The organism is Streptomyces sp. NPDC053665, assembly GCF_055585285.1.
In genome coordinates, this window is sequence record NZ_JBVJKK010000006.1 from 392,422 (window position 1) to 419,122 (window position 26,701).

The window sequence follows — 26,701 nt, forward strand, 5'->3', positions numbered from 1 at the left end:
TCCCGCGTTGCGGTCCCCTCCGCCGCGCGGGAAGGTCGAGACACAGCCCGCACCGAGGGAGGTCAGCCATGCCCATCGCGACGGTGAACCCGGCGAACGGCGAGACGCTCAAGACGTACGAGGCCATGGGCGAGGAGGAGATCGAGCGCCGGCTCCAGCTCGCGGAGGCCACGTTCCGCACCTACCGTACGACGACCTTCGAGGAGCGCGCGCGGCTGCTGCACCGGGCCGCCGACCTCCTCGAGGAGGACCAGCAGGACATCGCCCGGGTGATGACCACCGAGATGGGCAAGCCGATCCAGCAGGCCCGGGCCGAGGCCGCCAAGTGCGCCAAGGCGATGCACTGGTACGCCGACCACGCCGAGGAACTGCTCGCCGACGAGCGGCCCTCCGACGCGGACGTGAAGGACTCGGGCGCCTCACGCGTCCTGGTGCGCTACCGGCCGGTCGGCCCGGTGCTCGCGGTCATGCCCTGGAACTTCCCGCTGTGGCAGGTGATCCGCTTCGCGGCGCCCGCGCTGATGGCGGGGAACGTGGGTCTGCTCAAGCACTCCTCGAACGTCCCGCAGACCGCCCTCTACCTCGAGGACCTCTTCCACCGGGCGGGCTTCACCGAAGGCTGTTTCCAGACCCTGCTGATCGGCTCGGCGGCGATCGACGACATCCTGCGCGACGAACGTGTCAAGGCCGCCACCCTCACCGGCAGCGAGCCGGCCGGCCGTGCGGTCGCCTCCACCGCCGGGGAGATGATCAAGAAGACGGTGCTGGAGCTGGGCGGCAGCGACCCGTTCGTGGTCATGCCGTCCGCCGACATCGACCGGGCGGCGCAGGTCGCGGTGACGGCACGGGTGCAGAACACCGGGCAGTCCTGCATCGCCGCCAAGCGGTTCATCGTGCACACGGACGTCTACGACGCCTTCGCCGAACGGTTCACCGAGGGCATGCGGGCGCTGAAGGTCGGCGATCCCCTGTCCGAGGACACCGAGGTCGGGCCGCTCTCCACCGAGCAGGGACTGCGCGACCTGGAGGAGCTGGTCGACGACGCGGTGCGCGGCGGCGCCCGGGTGCTGTGCGGTGGCGAACGCCCGGAGGGTCCGGGCTGGTACTACACGCCGACGATCCTCGCCGGCATCACCCGGGAGATGCGCATCCACCGGGAGGAGGCGTTCGGGCCGGTCGCCACGCTGTACCGGGCGGCGGACCTGGACGAGGCGGTGCTGATCGCGAACGACTCGCCGTTCGGGCTGAGTTCCAACGTGTGGACGCGCGACGAGGCCGAGGTGGACCGTTTCGTCCGGGATCTGGAGGCCGGAGGCGTGTTCTTCAACGGGATGACGGCCTCGCACCCGGCGTTCCCGTTCGGCGGTGTGAAGCGCTCCGGCTACGGGCGTGAGCTGTCCGGGCACGGAATCCGCGAGTTCTGCAACATCACCACGGTTTGGCACGGTGCGTGAGTGATGCGGGGCTACGATCCCGTGTGTGAACCGCGAAGTGACTCTGCCTCTGATCGTCGACAACCGCGGGACCCTGCAGGTGGCTGCGGCGGATGTCAGCAAGCTGCTGCGGACGGTGGGGGGACGGTGGGTGCGGCTGGTGGAGGACGGGGAGTCCGGACTGGACGAGGACACGGTCGCGGCTCTGACCATCGAACTGGCGAAGCTCGCCGACCGTATCGACGTGGCCTGCATCGCGCACAGCAGCGGGACGGCCACGTAGCGGGTGCGTGTGCGGGTGCGGGTGCATGACGGCTTCTCGCGCGGTTGCCCCGAGGCCGGTTGACCGCCGGGGCCGGGACCGCGTCCGGCGGTGGGGCGCCCAGGGCCTGCCGGGCCGCGTACGCCCGGTAGGCCCGGCGGCCGCGCGGCGGCCGCCGGCAGCGGGTCCCGGGCCGGACGCGTCGTCGCGCGGCCGCGTCATCCGACTGCCGCAACGAGCCTTGCACGTCCTCCCCGGTACGGAGTAGCCCGGCGCGAAGTCACCGTGCCCCCGGGTGATCGTGGGGTGACCACCCCTAGTGGTGAACCACCTTCTGGCCGGGGGGCGAAGCGCCTTCCGGAAGGCGAAAGCAGGCACGGTTCATGGCGACTTTGTGCAGACCCTCGGTGTCCGTCCCGGAGTACGTGATCACGATGGAGGAGACGCTGGAGCTGGCGCGGCAGCGCCACGCGGGCCACCCCCAACTGCCGCTCGCCCTCCGGCTGATCGAGAACACCGGCGTGCGCACGCGACGCATCGTGCAGCCCGTCGAGGAGACTCTGAGACACCCGGGTTTCGAGGAGCGCAACAAGCTCTACGAGGCGGAGGCCAAGGCGCGGGTGCCCGCGGTGGTCCAGCGGGCTCTCGACGACGCCGAGCTGCTCACCACCGAGGTGGATCTGATCGTCTACGTGTCGTGCACGGGCTTCATGATGCCGTCGCTGACGGCCTGGCTGATCAACGAGATGGGTTTCGAGCCGACCACCCGTCAGCTGCCGATCGCCCAGCTCGGGTGTGCGGCCGGCGGGGCGGCGATCAACCGGGCCCACGACTTCTGCTCCGCCTACCCCGAGGCCAACGCGCTGATCGTGGCCTGCGAGTTCTGCTCGCTGTGCTACCAGCCCACCGACATGGGCGTCGGTTCCCTGCTGTCGAACGGGCTGTTCGGCGACGGCATCGCCGCCGCCGTGGTGCGCGGCCGGGGCGGCGAGGGCATCGCGCTGGAGCGCAACGGTTCGTTCCTGATCCCGAAGACCGAGGACTGGATCACGTACGACGTGCGCGCGACCGGTTTCCACTTCCTGCTGGACAAGCGGGTCCCGGGCACGATGGAGCCGCTCGCACCGGTCATCACGGACCTGGCGGGCGACCACGGGTGGGACGCGTCCGACCTGGACTTCTACATCGTCCACGCGGGCGGGCCCCGGATCCTGGACGACCTGAGCACCTTCCTGCGCGTCGACCCGCACGCCTTCCGGTTCAGCCGGGCCACGCTCACCGAGTACGGCAACATCGCCAGCGCCGTCGTCCTGGACGCGCTGCGCCGGCTGTTCGACGAGGGCGGCCCGGAAAGCGGGGCGCGCGGGCTGGTCGCCGGGTTCGGTCCCGGCATCACCGCCGAGATGGCGCTGGGCCGCTGGCGGGACGGGGACCGGGCGGGATGACGGCGACGGAAGGGCTGCTCGTCCCGCCGGGGCAGGGCCGGGTCGTCCGGGCGCCCGCCCAGCACGTGACCTTCAAGGTGACCGGCGCCCACTCCCGCGCGGCCTCCTCCTTCGAGGTGGTGGTGCCGCCGGGGTTCGACGTCGGCGCCCATGTGCACGCGCGCAGCGAGGAGTTGTTCTACGTGCTGGAGGGCGAGCTGGACGTGCTCGCCTTCGAGCCGCGGATCCGCACCCCCGACCGCTGGCAGGGGTGGGAGTCCGCCGCCGGCAACCGGGTGGTGCGGGCGACCCCCGGCACGGTGATCGTCGTGCCCCCGGGGTGCCCGCACGCGTTCGCCAATCCGACGGACGAGCCCGCGAAGATGTTCTTCCAGGCGAGCCCGCCGCCGGACCACGAGCGGTACTTCGAGGAGCTGCTGGAGATCCTCGGCGCCGGCGGCCCGCCGGACCACACGGCGATCGAGGAGCTCCGGGCGCGGTACGACATCGAGCAGCTGACGCCGCTCAGGCACCGCTAGCGGACGTCAGCGGATGGGCACGCCGGCGAGGGTGCGGGCGATGACCAGGCGCTGGATCTCGCTCGTGCCCTCGAAGATGGTGTAGATGGCGCTGTCGCGGTGCATGCGCTCCACCGGGTACTCGCGGGTGTAGCCGTTGCCGCCGAGGATCTGGATGGCCTGGGCGGTGACCTTCTTGGCGGTCTCGCTGGCGAAGAGCTTGGACATGGAGCCCTCGGCCGCGGTGAACGGCTTGCCGTTGATCGCCATCCAGGAGGCGCGCCACACCAGCAGCCGCGCCGCGTCGATCGAGGTGCGCATGTCCGCGAGCTGGAACGCCACGCCCTGGTTGTCGATGATGGGCCGGCCGAACTGCTCGCGGTTCGTGGCGTAGTCGAGGGCGACCTCGTAGGCGGCGCGGGCGGTGCCGACCGCCATGGCCCCGACGGCCGGGCGGGAGGCCTCGAAGGTGGCCATGGCCGCGTTCTTCACGCGCTCCCCGCCCTGCCGGGCCTTCTCCCGGGCGCGGGCGAGCCGCTCGTCCAGCTTCTCCTTGCCGCCGAGCAGGCAGGAGCCGGGCACGCGCACGTTGTCGAGAACGACCTCGGCGGTGTGCGAGGCGCGGATGCCGTGCTTCTTGAACTTCTGGCCCTGGGAGAGTCCATCGGTGCCCGGCGGGACGATGAAGGAGGCGTGGCCCTTGGAGCCGAGCTCGGGGTCGACGACCGCGACGACGACGTGGACGTTGGCGATGCCGCCGTTGGTGGCCCAGGTCTTGGTGCCGTTGAGCACCCATTCGTCCTTGGCCTCGTCGTAGACGGCCCGGGTGCGCATGGAGGCGACGTCGGATCCGGCGTCGGGCTCGGAGGAGCAGAAGGCGGCGACCTTCACGTCGTCGGCGTCGCCGTACATCTGCGGGATCCAGGTGCCGATCTGCTCCTCGGTGCCGTTGGCGAGGACGCCGACGGCGGCGAGGCCGGTGCCGACGATGGACAGGGCGATGCCCGCGTCGCCCCAGAAGAGCTCCTCCATCGCCATGGGGATGCCGAGGCCGGTGGGGTCGAAGTACTGCTGGGCGTAGAAGTCCAGGGAGTAGATGCCGACCTTGGCGGCCTCCTGGATGACCGGCCAGGGAGTCTCCTCACGCTCGTCCCATTCGGCGGCCGCGGGCCGGATCACGTCGGCGGCGAAGCCGTGGATCCAGTCGCGGACCTCCTTCTGTTCGTCGTTGAGCTCCATGGTGAACTCGGCCATGTCGTCCCCTCCAGCGGCGCACGTGCATGTTACTTGCGGTAACCGCAGTCTGTTACCGACGGGTAGTCCACGTCAACTCCCCTCGGCCCGGTCGGGCCCTTCCCCTGTCCGGATCACGCCCGAGTGCTAGTTTGCGCAGGCGTCATCGAAACACCACGGGTGGGGAGAGCACATGGACACCACACAGCGGACCGATCAGCAACGGTCCGCCGACCGCCGGCGGCGCGAGCTGCTCGAGGCCGCCGACCGAGTGGTGCTGCGCGACGGCCCCCAGGCCTCGATGAACGCGATCGCGGCGGAGGCCGGGATCACCAAGCCGATCCTCTACCGCCACTTCGGCGACAAGGGCGGACTTTACGCCGCCCTTGCCAAACGGCACACCGACGCACTGCTGGACTCCCTGCGGGCGGCGCTGGACGCCCCGGCGGACCGGCGCGAGCGCGTCGAGGCGACGCTCGACACCTACCTCGCCGCCATCGAGGCGCGCCCCCAGGTGTACCGGTTCCTGATGCACCCCGCCGAGGGCGGCCAGCCGGGCGACCCCGGGTTCGACGTCGGCAAGCACAGCGCGCCGTTGCTGCGGCGGATGGGCGAGGAGCTGGCCCAGGTCATCGAGGAGCGGCTGGACCTCGGGCCGGGCGGCCAGCAGCTCGCGCGGGTGTGGGGCCACGGGATCGTCGGCATGATGCACGCGGCCGGGGACTGGTGGCTGGGGGAACGGCCCTGCTCGCGGACCGAGTTGGTGCGCAGCCTGGCGGACCTGCTGTGGGGGCGGCTGGCGAGCGTGGGCGACCGGGTCGGGGGCCCGGGGTTCTGACCACGGCGCTCAGGCATTCCAGGAGGCCCGGGCGACCTGCCGCATCAGCTTGCGGTGCCGCCGGCCCGTGAGGCGGTCCGCGTAGATGCGGCCCTCCAGGTGGTCGGACTCGTGCTGCAGGCAGCGGGCGAAGAAGCCCGTGCCGTGGACCGTGACGGGCTCACCGGTCACGGTGAAGCCCTCCACCACGGCGTGGTCGTGGCGTTCGGTGCCCGCTTCCAGGCCCGGCAGGGACAGACAGCCCTCCGGACCGCGGACCACCACCCCGTCCGCGACCACCAGGCGCGGGTTCACGACGTGGCCCAGATGGCGGACGTCCTCGTCGTCCGGGCAGTCGTACACGAAGACCCGCAGCGGCACGCCGACCTGGTTGGCGGCGAGGCCGACGCCCCGCGCGGCGTACATCGTGGCGAACAAGTCCTCCACGAGCCGGGCCAGTTCGGGGCCGAAGTCGGTGACCTCCGCGCAGGGCGTGTGCAGGACGGGATCGCCGTGCAGCGTGAGGGGTCTCACGCGGCCTCGGGCGCCGGGGATGGGGCTGTGTCGCATGGCGGCAAGAGTAAGGTCCTGTCGGTCCGCGCCTTCCACACGAGTTCGCCACAGTGCCACGGTTCGGGAGTGCGAATGGATCTCGATAGGCTGAGGTCCACACCACGTGGCCGTCAGGCTTCAGGGCGCGGCGCGTACGCAAGGAGGATCGAGAACTGATGGCAGGCAACTCGGACCCGCTCTCGCCGCGGGCCAAGCTGGCCGTGACCGCGGGCAAGGCGGTCGCGGCGGCGTCCCGCGCCGCGGGACGCGGCAGCGGATCGGTGATCGGCGGCCGGGTGGCACTCAAGCTCGACCCCGACCTGCTGGCCCGGCTCGCGCAGAACCTGGACGTGACGCTGGTCTCGGCGACCAACGGCAAGACCACCACCACCCGGCTCATCGCCGAGGCCCTGCGCGCGGCGGGCCCCGTCGTGTCGAACGCGCTGGGCGCGAACATGCCGGCCGGCATCACGTCGGCGCTCGCCGGCGGCTCGGAGGCCCGGTACGGCGTCATCGAGGTCGACGAGAAGTACCTCGCCGGGGTCGCCCGGGACACCGCGCCGAAGTGCATCGCGCTGCTCAACCTCTCCCGCGACCAGCTCGACCGGGCCGCCGAGACGCGCATGCTCGCCGAGAACTGGCGCGAAGGGCTCGCGGGCTCCAAGGCCGTGATCGTGGCCAACTGCGACGACCCGCTGGTCGTGTGGGCCGCCTCCTCCTCCCCCAACGTGGTCTGGGTGGCCGCGGGTCAGATGTGGAAGGACGACGCCTGGTCCTGCCCGTCCTGCGGCGGTGTGATGCAGCGCCCGGGCGACGACTGGTTCTGCGGCGAGTGCGGCTTCCGCCGCCCGACGCCGAGCTGGGCGCTCTCCGGCGACCACGTCCTCGATCCGCACGGCTCGGCCTGGCCGATCCACCTCCAGCTGCCCGGCCGCGCCAACAAGGCCAATGCGGCCTCCTCGGCCGCCGTCGCCGCCGTGTTCGGCGTGCCGCCGCAGGTCGCGCTGGAGCGCATGTACCAGGTGCAGGCGGTCGCCGGCCGGTACGACGTCGTCCAGTTCCAGGGCCGTGACCTCAGGCTCCTGCTCGCGAAGAACCCGGCCGGCTGGCTGGAGACGTTCTCCCTGATCGACCCGCCGCCCACGCCGGTCATCCTGTCCGTGAACGCGCGCGGCGCCGACGGCACGGACACCTCCTGGCTGTGGGACGTCGACTACACGCGGCTGTCGGGCCACCCGATCTGCGTGATCGGCGACCGGCGGCTGGACCTGGCGGTGCGCCTGGAGGTAGCCGACCAGAACTTCCAGGTCCACGACACCCTCGACCAGGCCGTGGCCGCCTGCCCGCCGGGCCGGATCGAGGTCATCGCCAACTACACGGCGTTCCAGGACCTGCGCCGCCGCGTCGGCAACTGAGCACGAGACGTCAGGGGACTTTTGTGAGCGACAACCAACTGCGGGTCGTCTGGATCTATCCCGACCTGCTCAGCACCTACGGCGACCAGGGCAACGTCCTCGTCGTGGAGCGCCGTGCCCGGCAGCGCGGCCTGGACGTGGCCCGGCTCGACGTGCGCAGCGACCAGCCGATCCCGACCTCGGGCGACATCTACCTGATCGGCGGCGGCGAGGACCGGCCGCAGCGGCTCGCCGCGGAGCGGCTGCGCCGGGACGGCGGACTGACCCGGGCGGTGGAGAACGGCGCCATCGTGTTCTCGGTGTGTGCCGGCTACCAGATCCTCGGCCACGAGTTCATCAACGACCTCGGCCAGCGCGAACCCGGCCTGGGGCTGCTGGACGTGGTCTCGGTGCGCGGCGAGGGCGCGCGGTGCGTCGGTGACGTGCTGGGCGACATCGACGAGCGCCTGGGACTGCCGCCGCTGACCGGCTTCGAGAACCACCAGGGCGTCACCCACCTGGGCCCCACCGCCCGCCCCCTCGCCCGGGTGCGGTTCGGCAACGGCAACGGCACGGGCGACGGCACCGAGGGCGCCTTCAACGACACCGTCTTCGGCACGTACATGCACGGCCCGGTGCTGGCGCGCAACCCGCTGATCGCGGACCTGCTGCTGAAGCTGGCCCTCGACGTCAACGCGCTGCCGCCGACCGACGACCGCTGGTACGAGGCCCTGCGCAACGAGCGCATCGCGGCTGCTCAGCAGCCCGCCTGAGCACAGCGCCGCAGCTCGTCCGAGGCACGCGTCGACCTCCGGGTCAACAGCCCGTCTGACGGCACATCCGCACAGGTGAGCGGGGTCGTCCAGCAGGCGGACGCGTGCTTCGGTCCGGTGCCCGGATGCGGCTAGGGTGGCGGGGATTCCCGCCGGACAACGTGGTCCGGTCCCCGGCCCACGTTGAGAAGGTATTCGGGCTATGCGCATTGGTGTCCTCACGTCCGGCGGCGACTGCCCCGGCCTGAACGCCGTCATCCGGTCCGTCGTGCACCGCGCCGTCGTGGACCACGGCGACGAGGTCATCGGCTTCCGGGACGGCTGGAAGGGCCTCCTGGAGTGCGACTACCTCAAGCTCGACCTCGACGCGGTGGGCGGCATCCTCGCCCGCGGCGGAACGATCCTCGGTTCCTCCCGTGTCCAGCCCTCCCACCTGCGCGACGGTGTCGAGCGGGCCCGGGGGCACCTGGAGGAGCTGGGTCTCGACGCGATCATCCCCATCGGCGGTGAGGGCACGCTGAAGGCCGCCCGCCTGATGTCCGACAGCGGACTGCCCGTGGTGGGCGTGCCGAAGACCATCGACAACGACATCGCCGTCACGGACGTCACCTTCGGCTTCGACACGGCCGTGGGCGTGGCGACCGAGGCGCTCGACCGGCTGAAGACCACCGCCGAGTCGCACCAGCGGGTGCTGGTCGTGGAGGTCATGGGCCGGCACACCGGCTGGATCGCGCTGCACTCCGGGATGGCGGCCGGCGCGCACGCGATCGTCGTCCCCGAGCGGCCCTTCGACATGGAGGAGCTGACCCGGCGCGTCGGCGAGCGGTTCGAGGCGGGCAAGCGCTTCGCGATCGTCGTGGCGGCCGAGGGCGCCAAGCCGCGGCCCGGGACCATGGACTTCGACGAGGGCGGCAAGGACATCTACGGGCACGAGCGCTTCGCCGGCATCGCCCGGCAGCTGTCGATCGAGCTGGAGGACCGGCTGGGCAAGGAGGCCCGCCCGGTCATCCTCGGCCACGTGCAGCGCGGCGGGACGCCGACGGCGTACGACCGGGTGCTCGCCACGCGATTCGGCTGGCACGCGGTGGAGGCCGTGCACCGGGGCGAGTTCGGGCAGATGACCGCGCTGCGCGGGACGGACATCGTGATGGTGCCGCTGGCGGAGGCCGTCGAGACGCTGAAGACCGTGCCGGAGGACCGCTACGACGAGGCGGAGTGCGTCCTCTGAGCCCGAGCTGATCTGCCGGGTGCGGGTCGCGGGTGGTCGCTCGCGCCGTTCCCCGCGCCGCCGAGGCGCCGTGCCGCCCCCGGTCACCGTGGTGACCGGGGGCGGCTCTACTCTTGTGGACGGACAACTTGTTGCACACCCCCACGAAACAGGAGCCGGCGGAATGGATCACAGCGGGCACGGCATGACCATGGATCTGCCGCCGTTCACGCTGGGGCGAGGGCTGGAGTGGTCGGCGGACCCGTTCTTCCTCGTCGCCTGCCTGGCGGGTCTGGCCCTGTACGGGTGGGGTGTCGTCCGGCTGGTGCGGCGCGGGGACAAGTGGCCCGTGGGCCGGACCGTCGGCTACACGCTGGGCGTGCTGAGCATCATGCTCATGATGTGCACGCAGCTCAACGACTACGGCATGGTCATGTTCAGCGTGCACATGGTGCAGCACATGGTGATCAGCATGGTCTCGCCGATCCTCATCCTGCTCGGAGCGCCGATCACGCTCGCGCTGCGGGCGCTGCCCACGGCCGGACGGGGGCGCAAGGGGCCGCGTGAGCTGCTGCTGATGTTCCTGCACAGCCGGTACATGCGGATCGTCACCCACCCCGCGTTCACGATCCCGCTGTTCATCGCCAGCCTGTACGGGCTCTACTTCACGCCGCTCTTCGACACCCTGATGGGGTCCAGGGCGGGGCACGTGGCGATGATGGTGCACTTCCTCGCCGTGGGCCTGGTGTTCTTCTGGCCGATCATGGGCGTGGACCCGGGTCCCCACCGGCCCGGCTACCTGATGCGGATGCTGGAGCTGTTCGCGGGCATGCCGTTCCACGCGTTCTTCGGCATCGCCCTGATGATGGCGACCGAGCCGATGGTCGAGACGTTCAAGAACCCGCCCGCCTCCCTCGGCGTCGAGGCGCTGTCCGACCAGAACGCGGCGGGCGGCATCGCCTGGGCGTTCAGCGAGATCCCGTCGGTGCTGGTCCTGATCGCCCTGCTGTTCCAGTGGTACGCCTCCGAGCAGCGCCAGGCGCGGCGCACGGACCGGGCCGCGGAGCGCGACGGCGACAAGGAACTGGAGGCGTACAACGCCTATCTCGCCTCGTTGAACGCGCAGGGGCGCTGAAGGCGGCTCGCGCAAGGCCCGTGCGCGCCGGGCGTCCGGCAGGCACCATGGAGGGACCGGACCACGAGGAGGGTGTCGCGATGCCCGGTTCCACGAACGGTTCCCACTCGACGAAGACCATGGGGGTGCTCACCGTCGGCGGTCTCGTCGTCGTGACGGCCTACACGGTGGCGCTCGGGAGCAACGGCTGGCTGTGGTTCGGCTGGGTCGTCCTGGGATTGATCACCCTCGGCATGGTGGTCACCACGCGCAGCACCTGAGCGCTCACCCGCCGGTCAGCCGGCCCGCCGAGTGGACGCCCGGCTGGTACTTGGGCAGCCGGACGGTGATCTTCATGCCCGCTCCCTGCGCGGTCTCGATGACGAGGCCGTGGGCGTCGCCGTAGACCTGGCGGAGCCGGTCGTCGACGTTCGACAGGCCGATGCCGCCCGAGGGGCTGGCCTCGCGGGCGAGGATGCGGCGCAGGAGTCCGGGGTCCATGCCGGCGCCGTCGTCCTCGATGACGACGAGCGCCTCGGCGCCGGCGTCCTGCGCGGTGATCTGGATGTGGCACCGGCCCGCGGCGACGGCCTTGCCCTCCAGGCCGTGCTTGACGGCGTTCTCGACGAGTGGTTGCAGGCACAGGAAGGGCAGGGCGACGGGCAGCACCTCGGGCGCTATCTGCAGGGTGACGGAGAGGCGCTCGCCGAAGCGCGCCCGGACCAGTGCCAGGTAGTGGTCGATGGCGTGCAGCTCGTCGGCGAGGGTGGTGAAGTCGCCGTGCCGGCGGAACGAGTAGCGGGTGAAGTCGGCGAACTCCAGGAGCAGCTCGCGGGCGCGCTCGGGGTCGGTGCGCACGAACGAGGCGATCACCGCGAGCGAGTTGAAGATGAAGTGCGGCGAGATCTGGGCCCGCAGCGCCTTGATCTCGGCCTCGATGAGGCGGGTGCGGGAGCGGTCGAGGTCCGCCAGCTCCAGCTGCACCGAGACCCAGCGGGCGACCTCGCCGGCGGCCCGGACCAGCACGGCGGACTCGCGGGGGGCGCAGGCGACCAGGGCGCCGTGCACGCGGTCGTCGACGGTGAGGGGGGCGACGACCGCCCAGCGCACCGAGCAGTCCAGGTTGTCGCAGGTCAGCCGGAACGCCTCGCCGCGGCCGGTGTCCAGCGGCCCCCCGAGGCGCTCCATGATCTCGCCGCGGTGGTGGGCGCCGTCGCCGTCCCAGACGAGGACCTGTTCACGGTCGGTGAGGCACAGGGCGTCCGTGCCGAGCAGGGAGCGCAGTTTGCGGGCGGACCTGCGGGCGGTCTCCTCGGTCAGGCCGGCCCGCAGCGGCGGCGCGGCCAGGGAGGCGGTGTGCAGGGTCTCGAAGGTGGCGTGCTCGACGGGCGTGCCGAGTCCGGCGAGGCTGCCGGCCCGGGCGGTGCGCCGGCCGATCCAGACGCCCAGGGCCAGGACCGGCAGCACGGCGACGCACAGGCCCGCCAGGAAGTCGCTCACGGCGTCACCTCGCTGCGCAGTTCCTCGGGCAGGTGGAAGCGGGCCAGCACCGCGTTCGTGCCGGGCGGCACCCGGCCGGGGGTGGCCAGGGAGACCACGACCATGGTGAGGAAGCCCAGCGGCACGGACCACAGGGCGGGCCAGGCGAGCAGGGCGTGCAGGGCGCCCGGGCCCGGGTAGCCCGTCATGGTCGCGGCGACGGCGAGGAGGGCGGAGCCGCCCCCGACCAGCATCCCGGCGGCCGCGCCGGGCGGGGTCAGCCGCCGCCACCAGATGCCCAGCACGAGCAGCGGGCAGAACGAGGACGCCGACACGGCGAAGGCCAGTCCCACGGCGTCGGCGACCGGGAGCCCGCCGACCAGCACGCTGGCCGCGAGGGGCACGGCCATGGCCAGCACGGTCCCCAGCCGGAAGTGCCGTACGCCCCGGGAGGGCAGCACGTCCTGCGTGAGGACACCGGCGACCGCCATGGTGAGCCCCGAGGCCGTGGAGAGGAACGCGGCGAAGGCGCCGCCGGCGACCAGCGCGCCCAGCAGGTCGCCGCCCACTCCCCCGATCATGCGGTCGGGCAGCAGCAGGACCGCCGCGTCGGGGTCCGAGGTGAGGGTGAGTTCGGGCGCGTAGAGGCGGCCGAGGGCGCCGTAGACGGGGGGCAGCAGGTAGAAGGCGCCGACCAGGGCGAGGACGGCGACCGTGGTGCGGCGGGCGGCGACGCCGTGCGGACTGGTGTAGAAGCGGACGACGACGTGCGGCAGGCCCATGGTGCCGAGGAACGTGGCGAGGATCAGGCCGTAGGTGGCGTACAGGGGGCGCTCCTCCCGGCTCTCGGCCTGGGACGGGGACAGGTCGCCGCCGCCGCTGCGTTCGGCCTCGGGGACGGCGGCGCCGGCGGGGAACGCGAGGCGCGTGCCGCCGTCGATGCGGTGGGTTCCGGCGGTCAGGTCGACGCGGCCGGCGGTGTGGGTTCGGCCGTCGACGGTGCCGGTGACCGTCACGGTCAGCGGGCGGTCCAGCCTCAGGTCGATGTCGTCCGCGACACGGACGACGCGCTGCTCGCGGAAGGTGGCCGGTTCGTCGAAGGCGTGGCGCGGGGCGCCGTCGCCCTGCCAGGCCAGTACCAGGAACAGGGCGGGGACCAGCAGGGCGGTGAGCTTGAGCCAGTATTGGAAGGCCTGGACGAAGGTGATGCTGCGCATGCCGCCCGCGGCGACGGTGGCGGTGACGACGAGGGCGACGGTGACCCCGCCCAGCCAGTCCGGCGCCCCCGTGAGCACGGTCAGCGTGAGCCCCGCTCCCTGGAGCTGGGGCAGCAGGTACAGCCAGCCGACGCCCACCACGAAGGCCCCGGCGAGCCGCCGCACGGCCGGGGAGGCGAGGCGGGCCTCGGCGAAGTCGGGCAGCGTGTAGGCGCCGGAGCGGCGCAGCGGCGCGGCGACGAACAGCAGCAGCACGAGGTAGCCGGCGGTGTAGCCGACCGGGTACCAGAGCATGTCGGGGCCCTGGACCAGGACGAGCCCGGCGATGCCCAGAAAGGAGGCGGCGGACAGGTACTCGCCGCTGATCGCCGCCGCATTCAGCCGCGGGCCGACCGTGCGGGAGGCGACGTAGAAGTCGGACGTGGTGCGGGAGATGCGCAGGCCGAAGGCGCCGACCAGGACGGTCGAGACGACGACCAGGGCGACGGCGGGGACGGCGTAGCCGGAGTTCATCGGGCGGGGCTCAGCGGTCTTCGACGAGGCGCACGAAGTCGCGTTCGTTGCGTTCGGCGCGGCGGACGTACCAGCGGGCGAGCAGCACCAGGGGCAGGTAGAGGCCGAAGCCGAGGACGGCCCACTCCAGGCGGCGGGCGCCCGGCAGCGCCGCGAACAGCAGGGGCAGCGGGCCGACGAGCAGGCCGAGGACCGCGAGGACGGTGAGGGCGGCGCGCAGCTGGCTGCGCATCAGGGAGCGCACGTAGGTGTGGCCGAGGGTGGTCTGCTCGTCGATCTCGGTGCGCGGCCGGTAGGAGGCGGAAGGCGCGGGATGGCGCCCCCGGGAGCGCAGCCGGGCGTGCGGGAGGCTCTGGCGGGGCGGGCCGGTGACGACGACGCGGCGCGCGGTGGGGTCCTGGGGCACCGTCACGGCCTCCGCATCAGCAGGTCGCGCAGTTCCCGGGCATGGCGCCGGCTGACCTGCAGCTCCTCCGAGCCGACGAGGACGCTGACGGTGCCGGCGTCGAGGCGGAGTTCGCCGATGTGGCGCAGGGCGACGAGGTGGCGCCGGTGGATGCGGACGAAGCCGCGCGAGCGCCAGCGCTCCTCCAGGGTGGACAGCGGGATGCGCACCAGGTGGCTGCCGCGGTCGGTGTGCAGGCGGGCGTAGTCGCCCTGGGCCTCGACGTGGGTGATGTCGTCGACGGCGACGAAGCGCGTCACGCCGCCGAGTTCGACGGGTATGTGGTCCGGGTCGGGTTCGTGCACGGGGATGCTCGGGGCGGTGCCGCGCCGTTCGGCGGCCCGGCGGACGGCCTCGGCCAGTCGTTCCTTGCGCACGGGTTTGAGGACGTAGTCGACGGCCTTGAGGTCGAAGGCCCGGACGGCGAAGTCCTCGTGGGCGGTGACGAAGACGACGAGCGGGGGCCGGGCGAAACCGCCCAGCAGCCGGGCGAGGTCGAGGCCGTCCAGGCCGGGCATCTGGATGTCGAGGAAGACGACGTCGATCGCCTCGGGTCCGCCGGGGCCGGACTCCAGGGCACGGTTGATGCGGCGCAGTGCCTCGGTCGCGTCGCCGGCGCCCTCCGCGCTGCCGATGCGGGGGTCGGCCCGCAGCAGGTAGAGGAGTTCCTCCAGCGAGGGGCGTTCGTCGTCGACAGCCAGGGCGCGCAGCATGAACCCGGAGTGTAGGGGCGATCCCCGCGTCCGGACACGGGCCGGTGGTGATCGTTCGCACCGGCCGGGGCGGCCGCGCCGGGCCGGGGGCGCACCGGGGCGGCGGTGGATACAGTGCCCGCATGAACAGCAGGTCCGCGCCGTTCGACGAACTCGACCGGAAGATCATCACCGCGTTGATGGCGAACGCGAGGACGTCGTTCGCCGAGATCGGTACGGCGATCGGGCTGTCGGCCACCGCCGTCAAGCGCCGGGTCGACCGGTTGCGCGAGACGGGCGTGATCACCGGGTTCTCGGCCACGGTCAAGCCGTCCGCGCTGGGCTGGCGCACGGAGGCCTACGTCGAGGTGTACTGCGAGGGCGCGGCGCCCCCGCGGCGGCTGGCGGAGGTCGTGCGGGACTATCCGGAGATCGCCGCGGCGATGACCGTCACGGGCGGCGCGGACGCGCTGCTGCACGTGCGGGCGCGGGACGTGGAGCACTTCGAGGAGGTGCTGGAGCGCATCCGCCAGGAACCGTTCATCCGGAAGACGATCAGCGTGATGGTGCTGTCGCATCTGCTGCCGGAGAGTCCCGAGGCGGGAGCCAGTCAGCCGGCACCCGAGTAGCCCGGCCGGCCGGCGCAGCAGGCGTGCGCTGACCAGCCTGAAGACGCAGCATTCGTGCGTCGACGCGCAAGCAATGTTTCTTGTCGGGCCCGGCTCTTGATTCCTACCGTTGTGTCCACCACCCATTACGGACCGTGAGGAAGCGGAGGGACCCCTTCGTGCCCGACTCCCGTGTGCCGCGCCGGCGGCGCTATCTCGTCTGCGAGCCCAGACACTTCGCCGTGCAGTACGCGATCAACCCGTGGATGCACCCCGACGAACCCGTCGACGTCCTCCGCGCCCTGGACCAGTGGCAGACGCTGGTCGACACCTACCGCGCCCACGGCCATACCGTGGACATCGTGAAACCCGTGCCCGGTCTGCCCGACATGGTCTTCGCCGCGAACGCCGCGGTCGTCGTCGACGGCCGCGTCTTCGGCTCGCTGTTCCACGCCCCCGAGCGCCGTCCCGAGTCCGTGCCCTACGAGGCGTGGTTCAAGACGGAGGGCTACGAGGTCTACCACCCGGAGTCGGTGTGCGAGGGCGAGGGCGACCTGGTGCCGGCCGGCCGGTGGATCCTGGCCGGGACGGGCTTCCGCACCACGCGGGAGGCCCACAGCGAGGTGCAGGAGTACTTCGGTGTGCCGGTGGTGAGCCTGACGCTGGTGGACCCGTACTTCTACCACCTGGACACGGCGCTGTTCGTCCTCGACGACGGGCACGACGGGCGCGACGGGAACATCGTCTACTACCCGGAGGCGTTCTCGCCGGGCAGCCGCGAGGTGCTGGCCCGGATGTACCCGGACGCGGTGCTCGCCACCCGGGAGGACGCGATGGCCTTCGGGCTCAACTCCGTGTCCGACGGACGCCACGTGTTCGTCTCGCCCGGGGCGTCGGGACTGGCCGCGCAGCTGGCCGACCGCGGTTACGTCCCGGTCCCCGTCGACCTGTCCGAGTTCCAGAAGGCCGGTGGCGGCATCAAGTGCTGCACCCAGGAGATCCGGGAGAACCGCTCATGACCGCACCCGTCCGCGCCCAGGACTCGCCCGGGACCCGTGGCTCCGAGGAGCTGATCCGCGCCGAGGAGCCGGTCCTGGCGCACAACTACCATCCGCTGCCCGTCGTCGTGGCCCGGGCCGAGGGCACATGGGTGGAGGACGTCGAGGGCCGGCGCTACCTCGACATGCTGGCCGGTTACTCGGCCCTCAACTTCGGTCACCGGCACCCGGCGCTGATCGAGGCGGCCCACCGCCAGCTCGACCGGCTGACCCTCACCTCGCGCGCCTTCCACAACGACCGGCTCGCCGCCTTCGCGGAACGGCTGGCGGGGCTCACCGGCATGGACATGGTGCTGCCGATGAACACCGGCGCGGAGGCGGTGGAGAGCGGCGTCAAGGTGGCCCGCAAGTGGGCCTACGACGTCAAGGGCGTCCCGGAGGGCCGGGCGACGATCGTCGTCGCGGCGGACAACTTCCACGGCCGTACGACGACGATCGTCAGCTTCTCCACGGATGAGACGGCACGGGCCGGCTTCGGGCCGTTCACGCCGGGGTTCCGGGTCGTGCCGTACAACGACCTGGCGGCGATGGAGGAGGCCGTCGACGAGACGACGGCGGCGGTGCTGATCGAGCCGATCCAGGGCGAGGCGGGCGTCATCGTCCCCGACGACGGCTATCTGGCCGGCGTGCGCGAGCTGACCCGGCGCAAGGGGTGCCTGTTCATCGCCGACGAGATCCAGTCCGGCCTGGGCCGGACGGGCAGGACGCTGGCGGTCGCGCACGAGTCGGTGGTGCCGGACGTGCTGCTCCTGGGCAAGGCGCTGGGCGGCGGCATCGTGCCGGTGTCGGCGGTGGTCGGACGGCGTGAGGTGCTCGGGGTGCTGCACCCCGGTGAGCACGGCTCGACCTTCGGCGGTAACCCGCTGGCGGCCGCCGTCGGCACGGCAGTGGTCGAGCTGCTGGAGACGGGCGAGTTCCAGCGCCGGGCCACGGAGCTGGGCGAGGTCCTGCGCGACGGTCTGACCGGCCTGGTCGGCAAGGGCGTGGTCGGCTTCCGCTCCCGCGGCCTGTGGGCGGGCGTCGACGTGGACCCGGCGCTCGGCACCGGCCGCGAGATCAGCGAGCGCCTGATGCGCGAAGGCGTCCTGGCCAAGGACACCCACGGCTCGACGATCCGTCTGGCCCCGCCGCTGACCATCACGGCGGAGGAGCTCACGGGCGCCCTCGCGGCGCTGGAGAAGGCCCTGGGATGAGACCCGGCCGGGGAGGGCCGCCTTCCTGTCCCTCCCCGGCCGCCCGGGCGGCCCGGCGGGCACCCTGTCGGGGCTACCGCGGGGCCAGGGGCTCCCCCGCCGGAGGTGGCGCGGGCCCCGACCGGACCCTCCCGGGCCGCCCCCTGGCGCCGGAAGGGTGAAGATTGGGGCAAGAGGTGGTAGACCACTCTCAGCGACAGAGAGGTCGGCCGTGGGCGCACACGAGGAGTCCGGCGTTGCCCGGCATCGGTTCGACGTGGCCGATGCCGCGCCCCTGTTGCTCGATTCCCGGGGCGTGGTGACGGGCTGGACGGGCGACGCCCGGCGGCTGCTGGCGTACCCGGCGGCGGAGGCGGTCGGCAGGAAGCTGGCCGATCTGCTGGTCGCCGAGGACGCGCAGCGCGTACCGGACCTGGTGGAGCGGTGCCGCAGGGACGGCGGCTGGGCCGGGCTGCTGACGGCCCGGCGCAAGGACGGGCGGCGGGTGAGGGTCGCGGCCCGCATCGCCTCCGCCGAGGAGGCCCAGGGGGCCCCGCGCTGGCTGGTGCTGCTGTCGGAGCTGGCCGGCGCGACCGGCTGGGACATGAGCCGCACGGTGCTGGAGCAGATGGTGGCCGACGCGCCGGTCGGCATCGCGATCGTCGACACGGACCTGCGCTTCGTGTGGTCCAACACCGCTCTCGAGCAGTTCGGCGGCGGACCGGCGGCGAGCCGGCTCGGCCTGCGATTCGCGGACGTCCAGCCCGGCATGGACGCCCAGGCGGTCGAGGCGCAGATGCGGCACGTGCTGGAGACGGGCGAGGCGGTCGTCGGGTACGAGCACGTCGGCCGCGTGCGGTCGGCGCCGCTGCGCGAGACGGCGCACATGCTGTCCTTCAGCCGCCTCGAGGACGACCAGGGGCGGCCGATAGGCGTCTACTACACGGTCGTCGACATGACCGAGCGGCACCGCGCCCGCCAGCGCCTGGCGCTGCTGGACCGGGCCGGGGAGAGCATCGGCCGCACCCTCGACCTCAACCGCACCGCACAGGAACTGGCCGACGTGGCCGTGCCGGGCCTGGCCGACTTCGTCTCCGTGGACCTGCTGGAGTCGGTCCTCGGGGGTGCCGAACCGGCTCCCGGGCCGCTCGCGGACACCGGGGAGCCGGTGGCGCTGCGCCGCGCCGGCTTCCGGTCCGCGCAGGAGGACCTGGTGGAGGCCGTCATCGCGATCGGCGAGGTCGTGGAGTTCCGGCCCGGCACGCCCCCGGTGCGCTGTCTGGCCACCGGCCGGTCCTGGCTCGGGGAGCGGATCGACCCGCAGGCCAGGGACTGGACCACGGACGTCCCGAGCGGCCGGCCTGCCACGTTCCGGGAACTGGGCCTGCACAGCGTGCTGACCGTGCCGCTCCGGTCGCGCGGCATCACGCTCGGCGTCACCACCTTCTTCCGCCGCAACCGCCGGGAGTCCTTCGACGAGGGGGATCTGCGGCTGGCGGAGGACCTCGTCACTCGGGCGGCCGTCTGCGTGGACAACGCCCGCCGCTACACCCGTGAGCGGGACGCCGCGCTCGTGCTCCAGCGCAGTCTCCTGCCCCACCGCCTGCCCGAGCAGGGCGCGGTCGACGTGGCCGCCTGCTACCGGCCGGCGGACGAGCTGACCGGCCTCGGGGGCGACTGGTACGACCTGATCCCGCTGTCCGGTGCCCGGGTGGCGCTCGTCGTGGGCGAGGTGCCCGGGCACGGCATCGACGCCGCCGCGGCCATGGGGCAGCTGCGGACCGCCGTGCGGACCCTGGCGGCACTGGACCTGCCGCCCGAGGAAGTGCTGGCGCACCTCGACGACCTGGTGGCCCGCACGGCGCGGGAGGACGGCGCCGAGCCGGGCGCGGCGGGGTCGGCGGGCTCGCTGTGCGTGGGCGCGGGGTGCCTGTACGTCGTCTACGACCCGGTCGACGGCGGCTGTGCGATGGCCGCGGCCGGGCATCCCGCACCGGCCGTGGTCCGGCCCGACGGCTCGGTGGTGTTCGCCGATCTCCCGCAGGGACCGCCGCTCGGGGTAGGCGGCCCGCCGTTCGAGGCGGTCGCGATGCCGCTCGACGAGGGCAGCACGCTCGCCCTGCACACCGACGGACTGCTCGCCCGGGGCGAGGCCTGGGCGGTCGACGCCGGACGCGAGCGGCTGCGCCGGGCACTTGAGCACGGCGGGCCGCTGGAGACGTCCTGCCGCGCCGTGGTGGACGCGCTGGTGCCGGCGCGCCCCTACGACGACGTGGCCCTGCTCATGGCCCGGACGAAACGTCTCGGCAGTGATCAGGTCGCCGACTGGGAGCTGCCCTCGGACCCGGCCGTCGTCGCCGAGGCCCGTCGCACGGCCACCCGGCAGCTGGCCCGCTGGGGCCTGGACGAGCTGGCCTTCACGACGGAGCTCGTGGTGAGCGAGCTGGTCACCAACGCCATCCGGTACGCCACCGGCACGATCCGGCTCCGCCTGATCCGCGAGCGCACCCTGGTGTGCGAGGTGTTCGACGGCGGTGCCACCGCCCCCCACCTGCGGCACCCGCGCACGACGGACGAGGGCGGGCGCGGTCTGCTGCTGGTCTCCCAGCTCACCCAGCGGTGGGGCACGCGCTTCGTCGCCGACGGGAAGATCATCTGGGCCGAGCAGTCCCTCACGGAGCTCGCGGACTGACGCCCGGGCGAGGACGGTCCAGGCCGTGCGAAACTGGGGTGATTCCGGCAGCAGTGAGGCGGCGGCCATGACGGAAACGGCGATCGATTTCTCCGCGGTCTTCCAGTCCCTGCCCGGCATGGTGGCCCTGCTGACGCCCGACCTCGTGTACGCGGACGTCAACGCGGAGTTCGTCCGGGTCTCCGGCCGCACCCGCGAGCAACTGGTCGGCCGCTATCTCTTCGACGTCTTCCCCGACAACCCCCACGATCCGCAGGCGACGGGCGTGCGCAACCTCCAGGCGTCGCTGTACCGCGTCCTGGCGACCGGCGAGCGGGACGCCATGGCCCTCCAGCGCTACGACGTGGAGGATCCGCCGCACTCCGGGAAGTGGCAGGAGCGCTACTGGAGCCCGGTGAACACGCCGGTACCGGGCCCCGACGGACGCGTGGTGCTCGTCGTGCACCGCGTCGAGGAGATCACGGAGCTGATCCGGGCCCGGGGCCGCTCCGACGGCCACGGCGACGGCCGCGCCCGGGTGCTGGAGGCCGAGCTCTACACCCGCGCCCGTGAACTGCAGGAGCTCAACGAGCGGTTGCGTCTGGCGCACTCGCGGGAGCGGGAGGTGGCGCTGGCCCTCCAGGAGGCCATGCTGCCCGCCGGGCCGCAGACCCGGCACGACCACCGGGCCGCCGTCCGCTACCGGCCCGCCGTCGGGGCGCTCAACGTGTGCGGGGACTGGTACGACCTGGTGGACCTGGTCGGCGGTCACCGCACCGGGGTGTCCGTCGGCGACGTCGTCGGGCACGGCCTGGGGGCCGCCGGGGTGATGGGCCAGCTGCGCAGCGCGCTGAGCGCGGCGTCCCGGGTCGCGGAGGGGCCGGCGCAGGCCCTGGACGTGCTGGGGCGGTACGCGCACGTCGTCGACGGCGCCGAGTCGGCGACGGCGGTGACGACCTTCATCGACTTCGACCGGCGGACCATCACCTACAGCAGCGCCGGTCATCCGCCGCCCGTGCTGGTCCACCCCGACGGCCGCACGGAGTTCCTGGACCGGGCCACGGACACACCGCTCGACGCACGCCCCGACCCCATCCCCCGGCCGCAGGCGGAGACGGTGTTCACGGCGGGCGCGACGCTCGTGCTCTACACGGACGGGCTCGTCGAACGCCGGCGCGAGGACATCGACACCGGCCTGGAACGCCTCGCCGACGCCCTGCGCCGGCACCGCGCCCTGGACCCCGAACTGCTGGCCGACACCGTCCTGATGGAGCTGCTGCCGCCCGGCGGCGCCACCGACGACACCGCCCTCATCGTCGTGCGGCTGTGACTACAGCCGGGCCTTGCCGTGGTCGAGCAGCCGCACGCGGTCCACGTTCTGGCGGTCCTCCGGGTCCGCGCTGGGCTCGCCGGCGAACCAGGCGTCCAGGATCTCGCCGAGCAGCGGCCCGGACGTCAGGCGCAGGCTCAGCGCGAGCACGTTGGCGTCGTTCCAGCGCCGGGCCCCGTCGGCGGAGTAGGCGTCCGTGCACAGGGCGGCCCGCACGCCGGGCACCTTGTTCGCGGCGATCGAGGCTCCCGTGCCGGTCCAGCAGCACACCACGGCCTGGTCCGCCGTCCCCTCGGCGACCTCCCGGGCCGCGGCCTCGGAGCACACCGCCCATTGCGGATCGTCGCCGGGGCGCAGCGCCCCGTGCGTCCGCACCTCGTGGCCCCGCTCGCGCAGCGCGTCCACGAGGGCCCGGGCCACGGGCTCGTCCATGTCCGAGGAAACAGAGATGCGCATGTCCGGCAGACTACTCGGCGCTCCCCCCGCACGGCACCGGCCGCGCAGCCGAGCGGCGGCATCGGACGGGGCGGCTCGCCCCTCACCCCGGGGACCGCCGGTCGATCGGCGGAGGATCGGCGCGGACCTGTCGGACCTGGTGTCCGGCGGCCGCGCCTGCACCTACACTGGCACCCCACGACATGCCGGTTGACCTGCTGGAACGCGGTGGTTGAGTCCCCCGCGAGAGTCGAAGGGCGCCCGCTTTGTTCTACTACCTGCTGAAATACGTGCTGCTGGGTCCGCTGCTGAGACTGGTCTTCCGGCCGAGGATCGAGGGTCTGGAGCACGTTCCGGCGGAGGGCGCGGCCATCGTCGCCGGCAACCACCTGTCGTTCTCGGACCACTTCCTGATGCCCGCGATCCTGAAGCGGCGCATCACCTTCCTCGCCAAGGCCGAGTACTTCACCGGCCCGGGCGTCAAGGGCCGCCTGACGGCGTTCTTCTTCCGCAGCGCCGGGCAGATCCCCGTCGACCGCTCCGGGAAGGACGCGGGCCAGGCCGCGATCCGCGAGGGTCTCGGCGTGCTGGGCAAGGGCGAGTTGCTCGGCATCTACCCCGAGGGCACCCGCTCGCACGACGGGCGGCTCTACAAGGGCAAGGTCGGGGTGGCGGTGATGGCGCTCAAGGCCGGCGTGCCGGTCGTGCCCTGCGCGATGATCGGCACCTTCGAGGCCCAGCCGCCCGGCAAGGTCGTCCCCCGCCTGCACCCGGTGGCGATCCGCTTCGGCGAGCCCCTGGACTTCTCCCGCTACGAGGGCATGGAGAACGAGAAGGCGGTGCTGCGGGCGATCACCGACGAGATCATGTACGCGATCCTGGCGCTGTCCGAGCAGGAGTACGTCGACCGGTACGCGGCCGACGTGAAGGCCGAGGCGGCCGCCGCCCGGCAGCGCAGGTTCCGGCGGTCGCCCCAGAGCTGACCTCCGCCGTCCGCGGCATGGGTGTGGGGCGGCCGGAGGTCCGGCCGCCCCACGTCGTTCGGTCCGCTACGGCTTCGGCGTGGCGTGCGGCGCGCACGTCACGTCCGCGCCGTCCAGCTTGCCGGTGAGCAGGTAGGCGTCGACCCGCGTGTTGATGCACGGGTTGGTCAGCCCGGTCACGCCGTGGGAGCCGGCGTCCTTCTCCGTGATCAGGCGCGAGCCCTTGAACCGCTTGTGCAGTTCGACGGCGCCCTCGTACGGGGTGGCGGCGTCACGCTCGGACTGGACGATGAGCACGCCGGGCAGGCCCTTGCCCGTCCGGACGTTCAGCGGCGTCTGCTGCTTGGCCGGCCAGGTGGCGCACGGCAGGTTCATCCAGGCGTTGGCCCACGTCATGAACGGGTGGTCCTTGTGGAGCCGCGTGTTGTCGCGGTTCCACTTCTGCCAACTGGTGGGCCACTTGGCGTCGGCGCACTCCACTGCCGTGTACACGGCGTTGCCGTTCTCCGAGGAGGCGTTGCCGACCGTGTCCGACAGGTCGGGGGCGGCGGCGTCGACGAGCGCCTGGGTGTCTCCGGCGACGTACTTGCTGAAGACCGAGGCGACCGGTGCCCAGGAGGAGTCGTAGTAGGGGGCGCTCTGGAAGAAGGAGATGAGCTCGGCCGGGCCCACGACCCCGCCGATCGGGTTCTTCTTCGCGGTGGCACGCAGCTTCAGGTACTGCTGCTGGACCTCGGCGCGGGTGTCGCCCAGGTGGTAGGTCGCGTCGTTCTCGGCGACCCAGTCCTGCCAGTCCTTCCAGCGGCCCTCGAACGCGACGTCCTGGTCCAGGTTGGCCTGGTACCAGATCTTCTCGCGGGAGGGGTTGACGACGCTGTCGACGACCATGCGGCGCACGTGGCCCGGGAAGAGCGTGCCGTAGACGGCGCCGAGGTAGGTGCCGTACGAGACGCCCAGGTAGTTGAGCTTCTTCTCGCCGAGGGCGGCGCGGATGACGTCGAGGTCGCGCGCGGTGTTCGGCGTGGTCATGTGCGGCAGCATCCAGCCGCTGCGCTCCTGGCAGCCCTCGGCGTACTCGCGGGCCAGCTTGCGCTGGGCGCGCTTGTCGGCCTCGGAGTCGGGCACCGGGTCGGCCTTGGGCGCCTTGACGAACTCCTGCGGGTCGACACAGGAGATGGGCGTGGACCGGCCGACGCCGCGCGGGTCGAAGCCCACGAAGTCGTACGCCTTGGCCGCGTTGGCCCAGATCGGGTTCTTGGACGTGACGCGGGCCGGGAAGCGCAGTCCGGAGCCGCCGGGGCCGCCGGGGTTGTAGAGGAGCGCACCCTGCCGTTCGGCCTTCGTGCCGGTGTTGCCGATGCGGTCCACGGCGAGCTTGATCTGCTTGCCGTACGGCTTGGCGTAGTCGAGCGGCACGGTGACGTACCCGCACTGGATCGGCTTGGCCAGGTTCCAGTCGGCGGGGCAGTCCTGCCAGTCGATGCCGGTCTTCGCGGCCCGGGCGGCGGCAATGGCGGCTCCACGCGCCTCACGGTCCTGGCCGTGCCCGCTGCCCGCGCTGGCGTTGGCCGTGGGCGCCGCGACGGCGCCGGCTATCAGCGTGGCCGTGACGAGCGCACCGGCCGAACCGAGCGCCGTCATACGCCTTGTCGGTCTCATACCCCTCAAGGGGGACCTCCCCGTACATCGTTGCGATCAGTACGGGGGATCCTCGCGGTTGCGAGGTGTCCGGGAACAGGGGCGGCCGCCCTTCTTTGCCAATCCGATAAACGGAGAAGTCGTGCTGCTGTACGGACGTGGCCCGTCTAGGAGAGGAGCAGCAACGCCTCGTCGAGCACGCGCCGCAGGCGCAACGCGTCCGGTGCCAGGGCGCTGACCAGCGCGGCGGGGCCGGCGAGCGGCATGAGGCAGGCCGTCTCCCCCAGCATCCGTGCCGTCACCGGCCGCGTGGCGAACTCCGGGCGGACGACGACGAGCTGGCCGACCGCGCGATGGCCGGCGAGTACGGCCGGGCCGTCCCAACCGCCGGGCGCGCCGGGTCCGCAGGCCAGTTCCTGGTCGAGCACGACGCGTTCGGCGACCCGCACGGTCAGCCGGCTCGACAACCGCCCGGGCTGCTCCCCCGCGCGTCCCAGCACCTGCTCCTCGCGCAGCACGAGTCTCGCGGTGGGCGCCAGGTCGGCCCGGGTGGTGACGCGCAGGCCGCTGCCGCGCACGGAGATCAACTGCTGGGGCAGCCAGTGCAGTTCGCCCCGGTCGGCGACGGACAGCCGGACGTCGTAGCGGGCTTCGTCCCCGCTCTGCCCGGGCAGTGCGAGGGTGGCGGCCGCCGACTCCACGGTCAGGCGGGCGCCCTCCTCCACGTGGCCCTCCACGGTGAAGTGGTCCCCGCCCAGCGGCCCGCTCATGGCGCCCACCAGCACGACCCGGGCCTCGGAACCGGCCGAGCGGGTGCGGCGCAGGGCCAGGGGGCCGTCGCTCTCCAGGACGGGCAGCGCGGTCCCGCCCCGCCCGTCGTCGCGGGCGACGATCCGTGCGACGGACCGCACCCCCGTGCCGTACGTGGTCACGCCGTCCACGCGGCGAGCCGGTCCCGCACCCAGGCGGCGACTTCGGCCACCCCGGCCTCACCGCTCAACGACTGGAGGACGACGGGGAGTTCACCCCGCTGCGCCTTGGCGTCGGCGGCCATCCGGGCCAGATCGGATCCCACGTGCGGGGCGAGGTCGGTCTTGTTGACGACGAGCAGGTCGGCGGTGGTGACGCCCGGTCCTCCCTTGCGCGGGATGTCGTCACCCCCGGCCACGTCGATGACGAAGATCTGCGCGTCGACGAGTCCCTTGGAGAAGGTCGCCGTGAGGTTGTCCCCACCGGACTCGACGAGCACCAGGTCCAGCGGGCCGGCCTCGTCCTCCAGGTCCTCCACGGCCTCCAGGTTCGCGGAGATGTCGTCCCGGATCGCGGTGTGCGGGCAGGCACCCGTCTCCACCGCGGTGATCCGCTCGGGTGGTAGCACGGCCTCCCGCAGCAGGAACTCGGCGTCCTCGCGGGTGTAGATGTCGTTGGTGACGACGGCCAGGGACAGTTCGTCGCGCAACGCCCGGCACAGTGCGGCCACGGTGGCGGTCTTGCCCGATCCGACGGGCCCACCGAGCCCGATGCGCAGGGCACGGCGGCGGCCGTCGGGACGCAGGGCGTCGGCGCCGACAACGGCCGGGCCGTCGTGGGTGTGGTCGAGGTGCATGGTGCGGCTCCTGCCGTGTGGCCCGTTCGGTGCGGCTGGCCCGACGGGTGCGGGTGGTTCGGTGGGGGGCGGGTGGTCCGGAGGGGCGATCGGGTCGGCGAGTCGGCGGATTGACGGGGTGCCGGGG

26 protein-coding genes are annotated in these 26,701 nt (G+C 72.7%); 16 read left to right on the forward strand and 10 right to left on the reverse strand.

Annotated elements, in window-relative coordinates; genetic code table 11:
- Positions 1-68 precede the first annotated feature (68 nt).
- From ACZ6ZN_RS25075 to ACZ6ZN_RS25090, 4 genes are all read left to right on the forward strand, one after another.
- Complete coding sequence (locus tag ACZ6ZN_RS25075; protein ID WP_469649606.1) at positions 69-1,454, forward strand: NADP-dependent succinic semialdehyde dehydrogenase; 1,386 nt, start codon at positions 69-71, stop codon at positions 1,452-1,454.
- Positions 1,455-1,479: 25 nt separating this feature from the next.
- Positions 1,480-1,716: a DUF6213 family protein gene (locus ACZ6ZN_RS25080; RefSeq protein WP_333929907.1), complete on the forward strand. Its 237-nt coding sequence runs from the start codon at positions 1,480-1,482 to the stop codon at positions 1,714-1,716.
- Positions 1,717-2,078: 362 nt separating this feature from the next.
- A complete protein-coding gene (locus ACZ6ZN_RS25085; protein ID WP_469649610.1) occupies positions 2,079-3,140 on the forward strand; it encodes a type III polyketide synthase in 1,062 nt (353 codons plus the stop codon).
- On the forward strand, positions 3,137-3,658 hold the full coding sequence (locus ACZ6ZN_RS25090) for a cupin domain-containing protein (RefSeq protein ID WP_398108564.1): 522 nt from the start codon (positions 3,137-3,139) through the stop codon (positions 3,656-3,658). The genes ACZ6ZN_RS25085 and ACZ6ZN_RS25090 overlap by 4 nt, the downstream gene beginning before the upstream one ends.
- A 6-nt stretch (positions 3,659-3,664) precedes the next feature.
- Here ACZ6ZN_RS25090 and ACZ6ZN_RS25095 read toward each other — a convergent pair whose 3' ends face one another.
- The gene (locus ACZ6ZN_RS25095; RefSeq protein WP_469649613.1) at positions 3,665-4,891 is read right to left on the reverse strand and encodes an acyl-CoA dehydrogenase family protein; all 1,227 of its coding nucleotides are present in this window, start codon (positions 4,889-4,891) and stop codon (positions 3,665-3,667) included.
- Between the two features lie 172 nt (positions 4,892-5,063).
- Here ACZ6ZN_RS25095 and ACZ6ZN_RS25100 point away from each other — a divergent pair, with 172 nt between their 5' ends.
- A complete protein-coding gene (locus ACZ6ZN_RS25100) occupies positions 5,064-5,708 on the forward strand; it encodes a TetR/AcrR family transcriptional regulator (RefSeq protein ID WP_398108565.1) in 645 nt (214 codons plus the stop codon).
- Between the two features lie 9 nt (positions 5,709-5,717).
- On the opposite strand, the gene def is transcribed toward ACZ6ZN_RS25100, so the two are convergent.
- A complete protein-coding gene (gene def, locus ACZ6ZN_RS25105; protein WP_398108566.1) occupies positions 5,718-6,257 on the reverse strand; it encodes a peptide deformylase in 540 nt (179 codons plus the stop codon).
- 158 nt (positions 6,258-6,415) lie between these two features.
- Here def and ACZ6ZN_RS25110 point away from each other — a divergent pair, with 158 nt between their 5' ends.
- The 5 genes from ACZ6ZN_RS25110 to ACZ6ZN_RS25130 all read left to right on the forward strand — a co-directional run bounded on the left by ACZ6ZN_RS25110 (position 6,416) and on the right by ACZ6ZN_RS25130 (position 11,008).
- On the forward strand, positions 6,416-7,654 hold the full coding sequence (locus tag ACZ6ZN_RS25110) for a MurT ligase domain-containing protein (RefSeq protein WP_398108567.1): 1,239 nt from the start codon (positions 6,416-6,418) through the stop codon (positions 7,652-7,654).
- 23 nt (positions 7,655-7,677) lie between these two features.
- Positions 7,678-8,406, forward strand: coding sequence for a type 1 glutamine amidotransferase (locus tag ACZ6ZN_RS25115; RefSeq protein WP_369198542.1), 729 nt, complete (start codon positions 7,678-7,680; stop codon positions 8,404-8,406).
- A gap of 202 nt (positions 8,407-8,608) precedes the next feature.
- On the forward strand, positions 8,609-9,634 hold the full coding sequence (locus ACZ6ZN_RS25120) for a 6-phosphofructokinase (RefSeq protein ID WP_398108568.1): 1,026 nt from the start codon (positions 8,609-8,611) through the stop codon (positions 9,632-9,634).
- A 163-nt stretch (positions 9,635-9,797) separates the two neighbouring features.
- Positions 9,798-10,748: a cytochrome c oxidase assembly protein gene (locus tag ACZ6ZN_RS25125; protein WP_398108569.1), complete on the forward strand. Its 951-nt coding sequence runs from the start codon at positions 9,798-9,800 to the stop codon at positions 10,746-10,748.
- 80 nt (positions 10,749-10,828) lie between these two features.
- The gene (locus ACZ6ZN_RS25130) at positions 10,829-11,008 is read left to right on the forward strand and encodes a hypothetical protein (protein WP_398108570.1); all 180 of its coding nucleotides are present in this window, start codon (positions 10,829-10,831) and stop codon (positions 11,006-11,008) included.
- Between the two features lie 4 nt (positions 11,009-11,012).
- Here ACZ6ZN_RS25130 and ACZ6ZN_RS25135 read toward each other — a convergent pair whose 3' ends face one another.
- Genes ACZ6ZN_RS25135 through ACZ6ZN_RS25150 form a run of 4 tightly spaced genes read right to left on the reverse strand, consistent with a single transcriptional unit; the run spans position 11,013 to position 15,094 of the window.
- The gene (locus ACZ6ZN_RS25135; protein WP_451878130.1) at positions 11,013-12,227 is read right to left on the reverse strand and encodes a sensor histidine kinase; all 1,215 of its coding nucleotides are present in this window, start codon (positions 12,225-12,227) and stop codon (positions 11,013-11,015) included.
- On the reverse strand, positions 12,224-13,936 hold the full coding sequence (locus tag ACZ6ZN_RS25140; protein WP_398108572.1) for a cation acetate symporter: 1,713 nt from the start codon (positions 13,934-13,936) through the stop codon (positions 12,224-12,226). The genes ACZ6ZN_RS25135 and ACZ6ZN_RS25140 overlap by 4 nt, the downstream gene beginning before the upstream one ends.
- Before the next feature lie 10 nt (positions 13,937-13,946).
- A complete protein-coding gene (locus tag ACZ6ZN_RS25145) occupies positions 13,947-14,342 on the reverse strand; it encodes a hypothetical protein (RefSeq protein ID WP_398108724.1) in 396 nt (131 codons plus the stop codon).
- A 2-nt stretch (positions 14,343-14,344) separates the two neighbouring features.
- Positions 14,345-15,094, reverse strand: coding sequence for a LytR/AlgR family response regulator transcription factor (locus ACZ6ZN_RS25150; protein WP_451878128.1), 750 nt, complete (start codon positions 15,092-15,094; stop codon positions 14,345-14,347).
- Positions 15,095-15,216: 122 nt separating this feature from the next.
- Here ACZ6ZN_RS25150 and ACZ6ZN_RS25155 point away from each other — a divergent pair, with 122 nt between their 5' ends.
- From ACZ6ZN_RS25155 to ACZ6ZN_RS25175, 5 genes are all read left to right on the forward strand, one after another.
- Positions 15,217-15,702 (forward strand): Lrp/AsnC family transcriptional regulator, encoded by a 486-nt coding sequence (locus ACZ6ZN_RS25155; protein WP_369198548.1) that lies wholly within the window; start codon positions 15,217-15,219, stop codon positions 15,700-15,702.
- Between the two features lie 158 nt (positions 15,703-15,860).
- On the forward strand, positions 15,861-16,700 hold the full coding sequence (gene ddaH, locus ACZ6ZN_RS25160; RefSeq protein ID WP_398108574.1) for a dimethylargininase: 840 nt from the start codon (positions 15,861-15,863) through the stop codon (positions 16,698-16,700).
- Positions 16,697-17,932 carry an ornithine--oxo-acid transaminase gene (rocD, locus tag ACZ6ZN_RS25165; protein ID WP_398108575.1) on the forward strand — a complete coding sequence of 412 codons (1,236 nt, stop codon included), beginning with the start codon at positions 16,697-16,699 and terminating at the stop codon, positions 17,930-17,932. The genes ddaH and rocD overlap by 4 nt, the downstream gene beginning before the upstream one ends.
- Before the next feature lie 211 nt (positions 17,933-18,143).
- A complete protein-coding gene (locus ACZ6ZN_RS25170) occupies positions 18,144-20,603 on the forward strand; it encodes a SpoIIE family protein phosphatase (protein WP_469649623.1) in 2,460 nt (819 codons plus the stop codon).
- Positions 20,604-20,670: 67 nt separating this feature from the next.
- On the forward strand, positions 20,671-21,912 hold the full coding sequence (locus ACZ6ZN_RS25175) for a PP2C family protein-serine/threonine phosphatase (RefSeq protein WP_469649626.1): 1,242 nt from the start codon (positions 20,671-20,673) through the stop codon (positions 21,910-21,912).
- Here ACZ6ZN_RS25175 and ACZ6ZN_RS25180 read toward each other — a convergent pair whose 3' ends face one another.
- Positions 21,913-22,368 (reverse strand): RpiB/LacA/LacB family sugar-phosphate isomerase, encoded by a 456-nt coding sequence (locus ACZ6ZN_RS25180; protein ID WP_469649629.1) that lies wholly within the window; start codon positions 22,366-22,368, stop codon positions 21,913-21,915.
- A 245-nt stretch (positions 22,369-22,613) separates the two neighbouring features.
- Between ACZ6ZN_RS25180 and ACZ6ZN_RS25185 the strand changes: the two genes are divergently transcribed.
- A complete protein-coding gene (locus tag ACZ6ZN_RS25185; protein WP_398108579.1) occupies positions 22,614-23,330 on the forward strand; it encodes a lysophospholipid acyltransferase family protein in 717 nt (238 codons plus the stop codon).
- 66 nt (positions 23,331-23,396) lie between these two features.
- Here ACZ6ZN_RS25185 and ACZ6ZN_RS25190 read toward each other — a convergent pair whose 3' ends face one another.
- From ACZ6ZN_RS25190 to ureG, 3 genes are all read right to left on the reverse strand, one after another.
- Positions 23,397-24,989 carry an alpha/beta hydrolase gene (locus ACZ6ZN_RS25190; RefSeq protein ID WP_398108580.1) on the reverse strand — a complete coding sequence of 531 codons (1,593 nt, stop codon included), beginning with the start codon at positions 24,987-24,989 and terminating at the stop codon, positions 23,397-23,399.
- Between the two features lie 146 nt (positions 24,990-25,135).
- On the reverse strand, positions 25,136-25,909 hold the full coding sequence (locus tag ACZ6ZN_RS25195; RefSeq protein ID WP_469649633.1) for an urease accessory protein UreD: 774 nt from the start codon (positions 25,907-25,909) through the stop codon (positions 25,136-25,138).
- The gene (gene ureG / locus ACZ6ZN_RS25200; RefSeq protein WP_469649636.1) at positions 25,897-26,574 is read right to left on the reverse strand and encodes an urease accessory protein UreG; all 678 of its coding nucleotides are present in this window, start codon (positions 26,572-26,574) and stop codon (positions 25,897-25,899) included. The genes ACZ6ZN_RS25195 and ureG overlap by 13 nt, the downstream gene beginning before the upstream one ends.
- Between the last annotated feature and the right edge of the window lie 127 nt (positions 26,575-26,701).

Bases quoted from the DNA above. Each gene is read 5' to 3' on its own strand.
- ACZ6ZN_RS25095 (WP_469649613.1), bottom strand. From the start codon at position 4,891: ATGGCCGAGTTCACCATGGAGCTCAACGACGAACAGAAGGAGGTCCGC.
- ACZ6ZN_RS25075 (WP_469649606.1), top strand. From the start codon at position 69: ATGCCCATCGCGACGGTGAACCCGGCGAACGGCGAGACGCTCAAGACG.
- ACZ6ZN_RS25175 (WP_469649626.1), top strand. From the start codon at position 20,671: ATGACGGAAACGGCGATCGATTTCTCCGCGGTCTTCCAGTCCCTGCCC.
- ACZ6ZN_RS25150 (WP_451878128.1), bottom strand. From the start codon at position 15,094: ATGCTGCGCGCCCTGGCTGTCGACGACGAACGCCCCTCGCTGGAGGAA.
- ACZ6ZN_RS25190 (WP_398108580.1), bottom strand. From the start codon at position 24,989: ATGAGACCGACAAGGCGTATGACGGCGCTCGGTTCGGCCGGTGCGCTC.
- ACZ6ZN_RS25100 (WP_398108565.1), top strand. From the start codon at position 5,064: ATGGACACCACACAGCGGACCGATCAGCAACGGTCCGCCGACCGCCGG.
- ACZ6ZN_RS25085 (WP_469649610.1), top strand. From the start codon at position 2,079: ATGGCGACTTTGTGCAGACCCTCGGTGTCCGTCCCGGAGTACGTGATC.
- ACZ6ZN_RS25125 (WP_398108569.1), top strand. From the start codon at position 9,798: ATGGATCACAGCGGGCACGGCATGACCATGGATCTGCCGCCGTTCACG.
- ACZ6ZN_RS25130 (WP_398108570.1), top strand. From the start codon at position 10,829: ATGCCCGGTTCCACGAACGGTTCCCACTCGACGAAGACCATGGGGGTG.
- rocD (WP_398108575.1), top strand. From the start codon at position 16,697: ATGACCGCACCCGTCCGCGCCCAGGACTCGCCCGGGACCCGTGGCTCC.
- ACZ6ZN_RS25140 (WP_398108572.1), bottom strand. From the start codon at position 13,936: ATGAACTCCGGCTACGCCGTCCCCGCCGTCGCCCTGGTCGTCGTCTCG.
- ureG (WP_469649636.1), bottom strand. From the start codon at position 26,574: ATGCACCTCGACCACACCCACGACGGCCCGGCCGTTGTCGGCGCCGAC.
- ACZ6ZN_RS25180 (WP_469649629.1), bottom strand. From the start codon at position 22,368: ATGCGCATCTCTGTTTCCTCGGACATGGACGAGCCCGTGGCCCGGGCC.
- ACZ6ZN_RS25110 (WP_398108567.1), top strand. From the start codon at position 6,416: ATGGCAGGCAACTCGGACCCGCTCTCGCCGCGGGCCAAGCTGGCCGTG.
- def (WP_398108566.1), bottom strand. From the start codon at position 6,257: ATGCGACACAGCCCCATCCCCGGCGCCCGAGGCCGCGTGAGACCCCTC.
- ACZ6ZN_RS25090 (WP_398108564.1), top strand. From the start codon at position 3,137: ATGACGGCGACGGAAGGGCTGCTCGTCCCGCCGGGGCAGGGCCGGGTC.
- ACZ6ZN_RS25120 (WP_398108568.1), top strand. From the start codon at position 8,609: ATGCGCATTGGTGTCCTCACGTCCGGCGGCGACTGCCCCGGCCTGAAC.
- ACZ6ZN_RS25155 (WP_369198548.1), top strand. From the start codon at position 15,217: ATGAACAGCAGGTCCGCGCCGTTCGACGAACTCGACCGGAAGATCATC.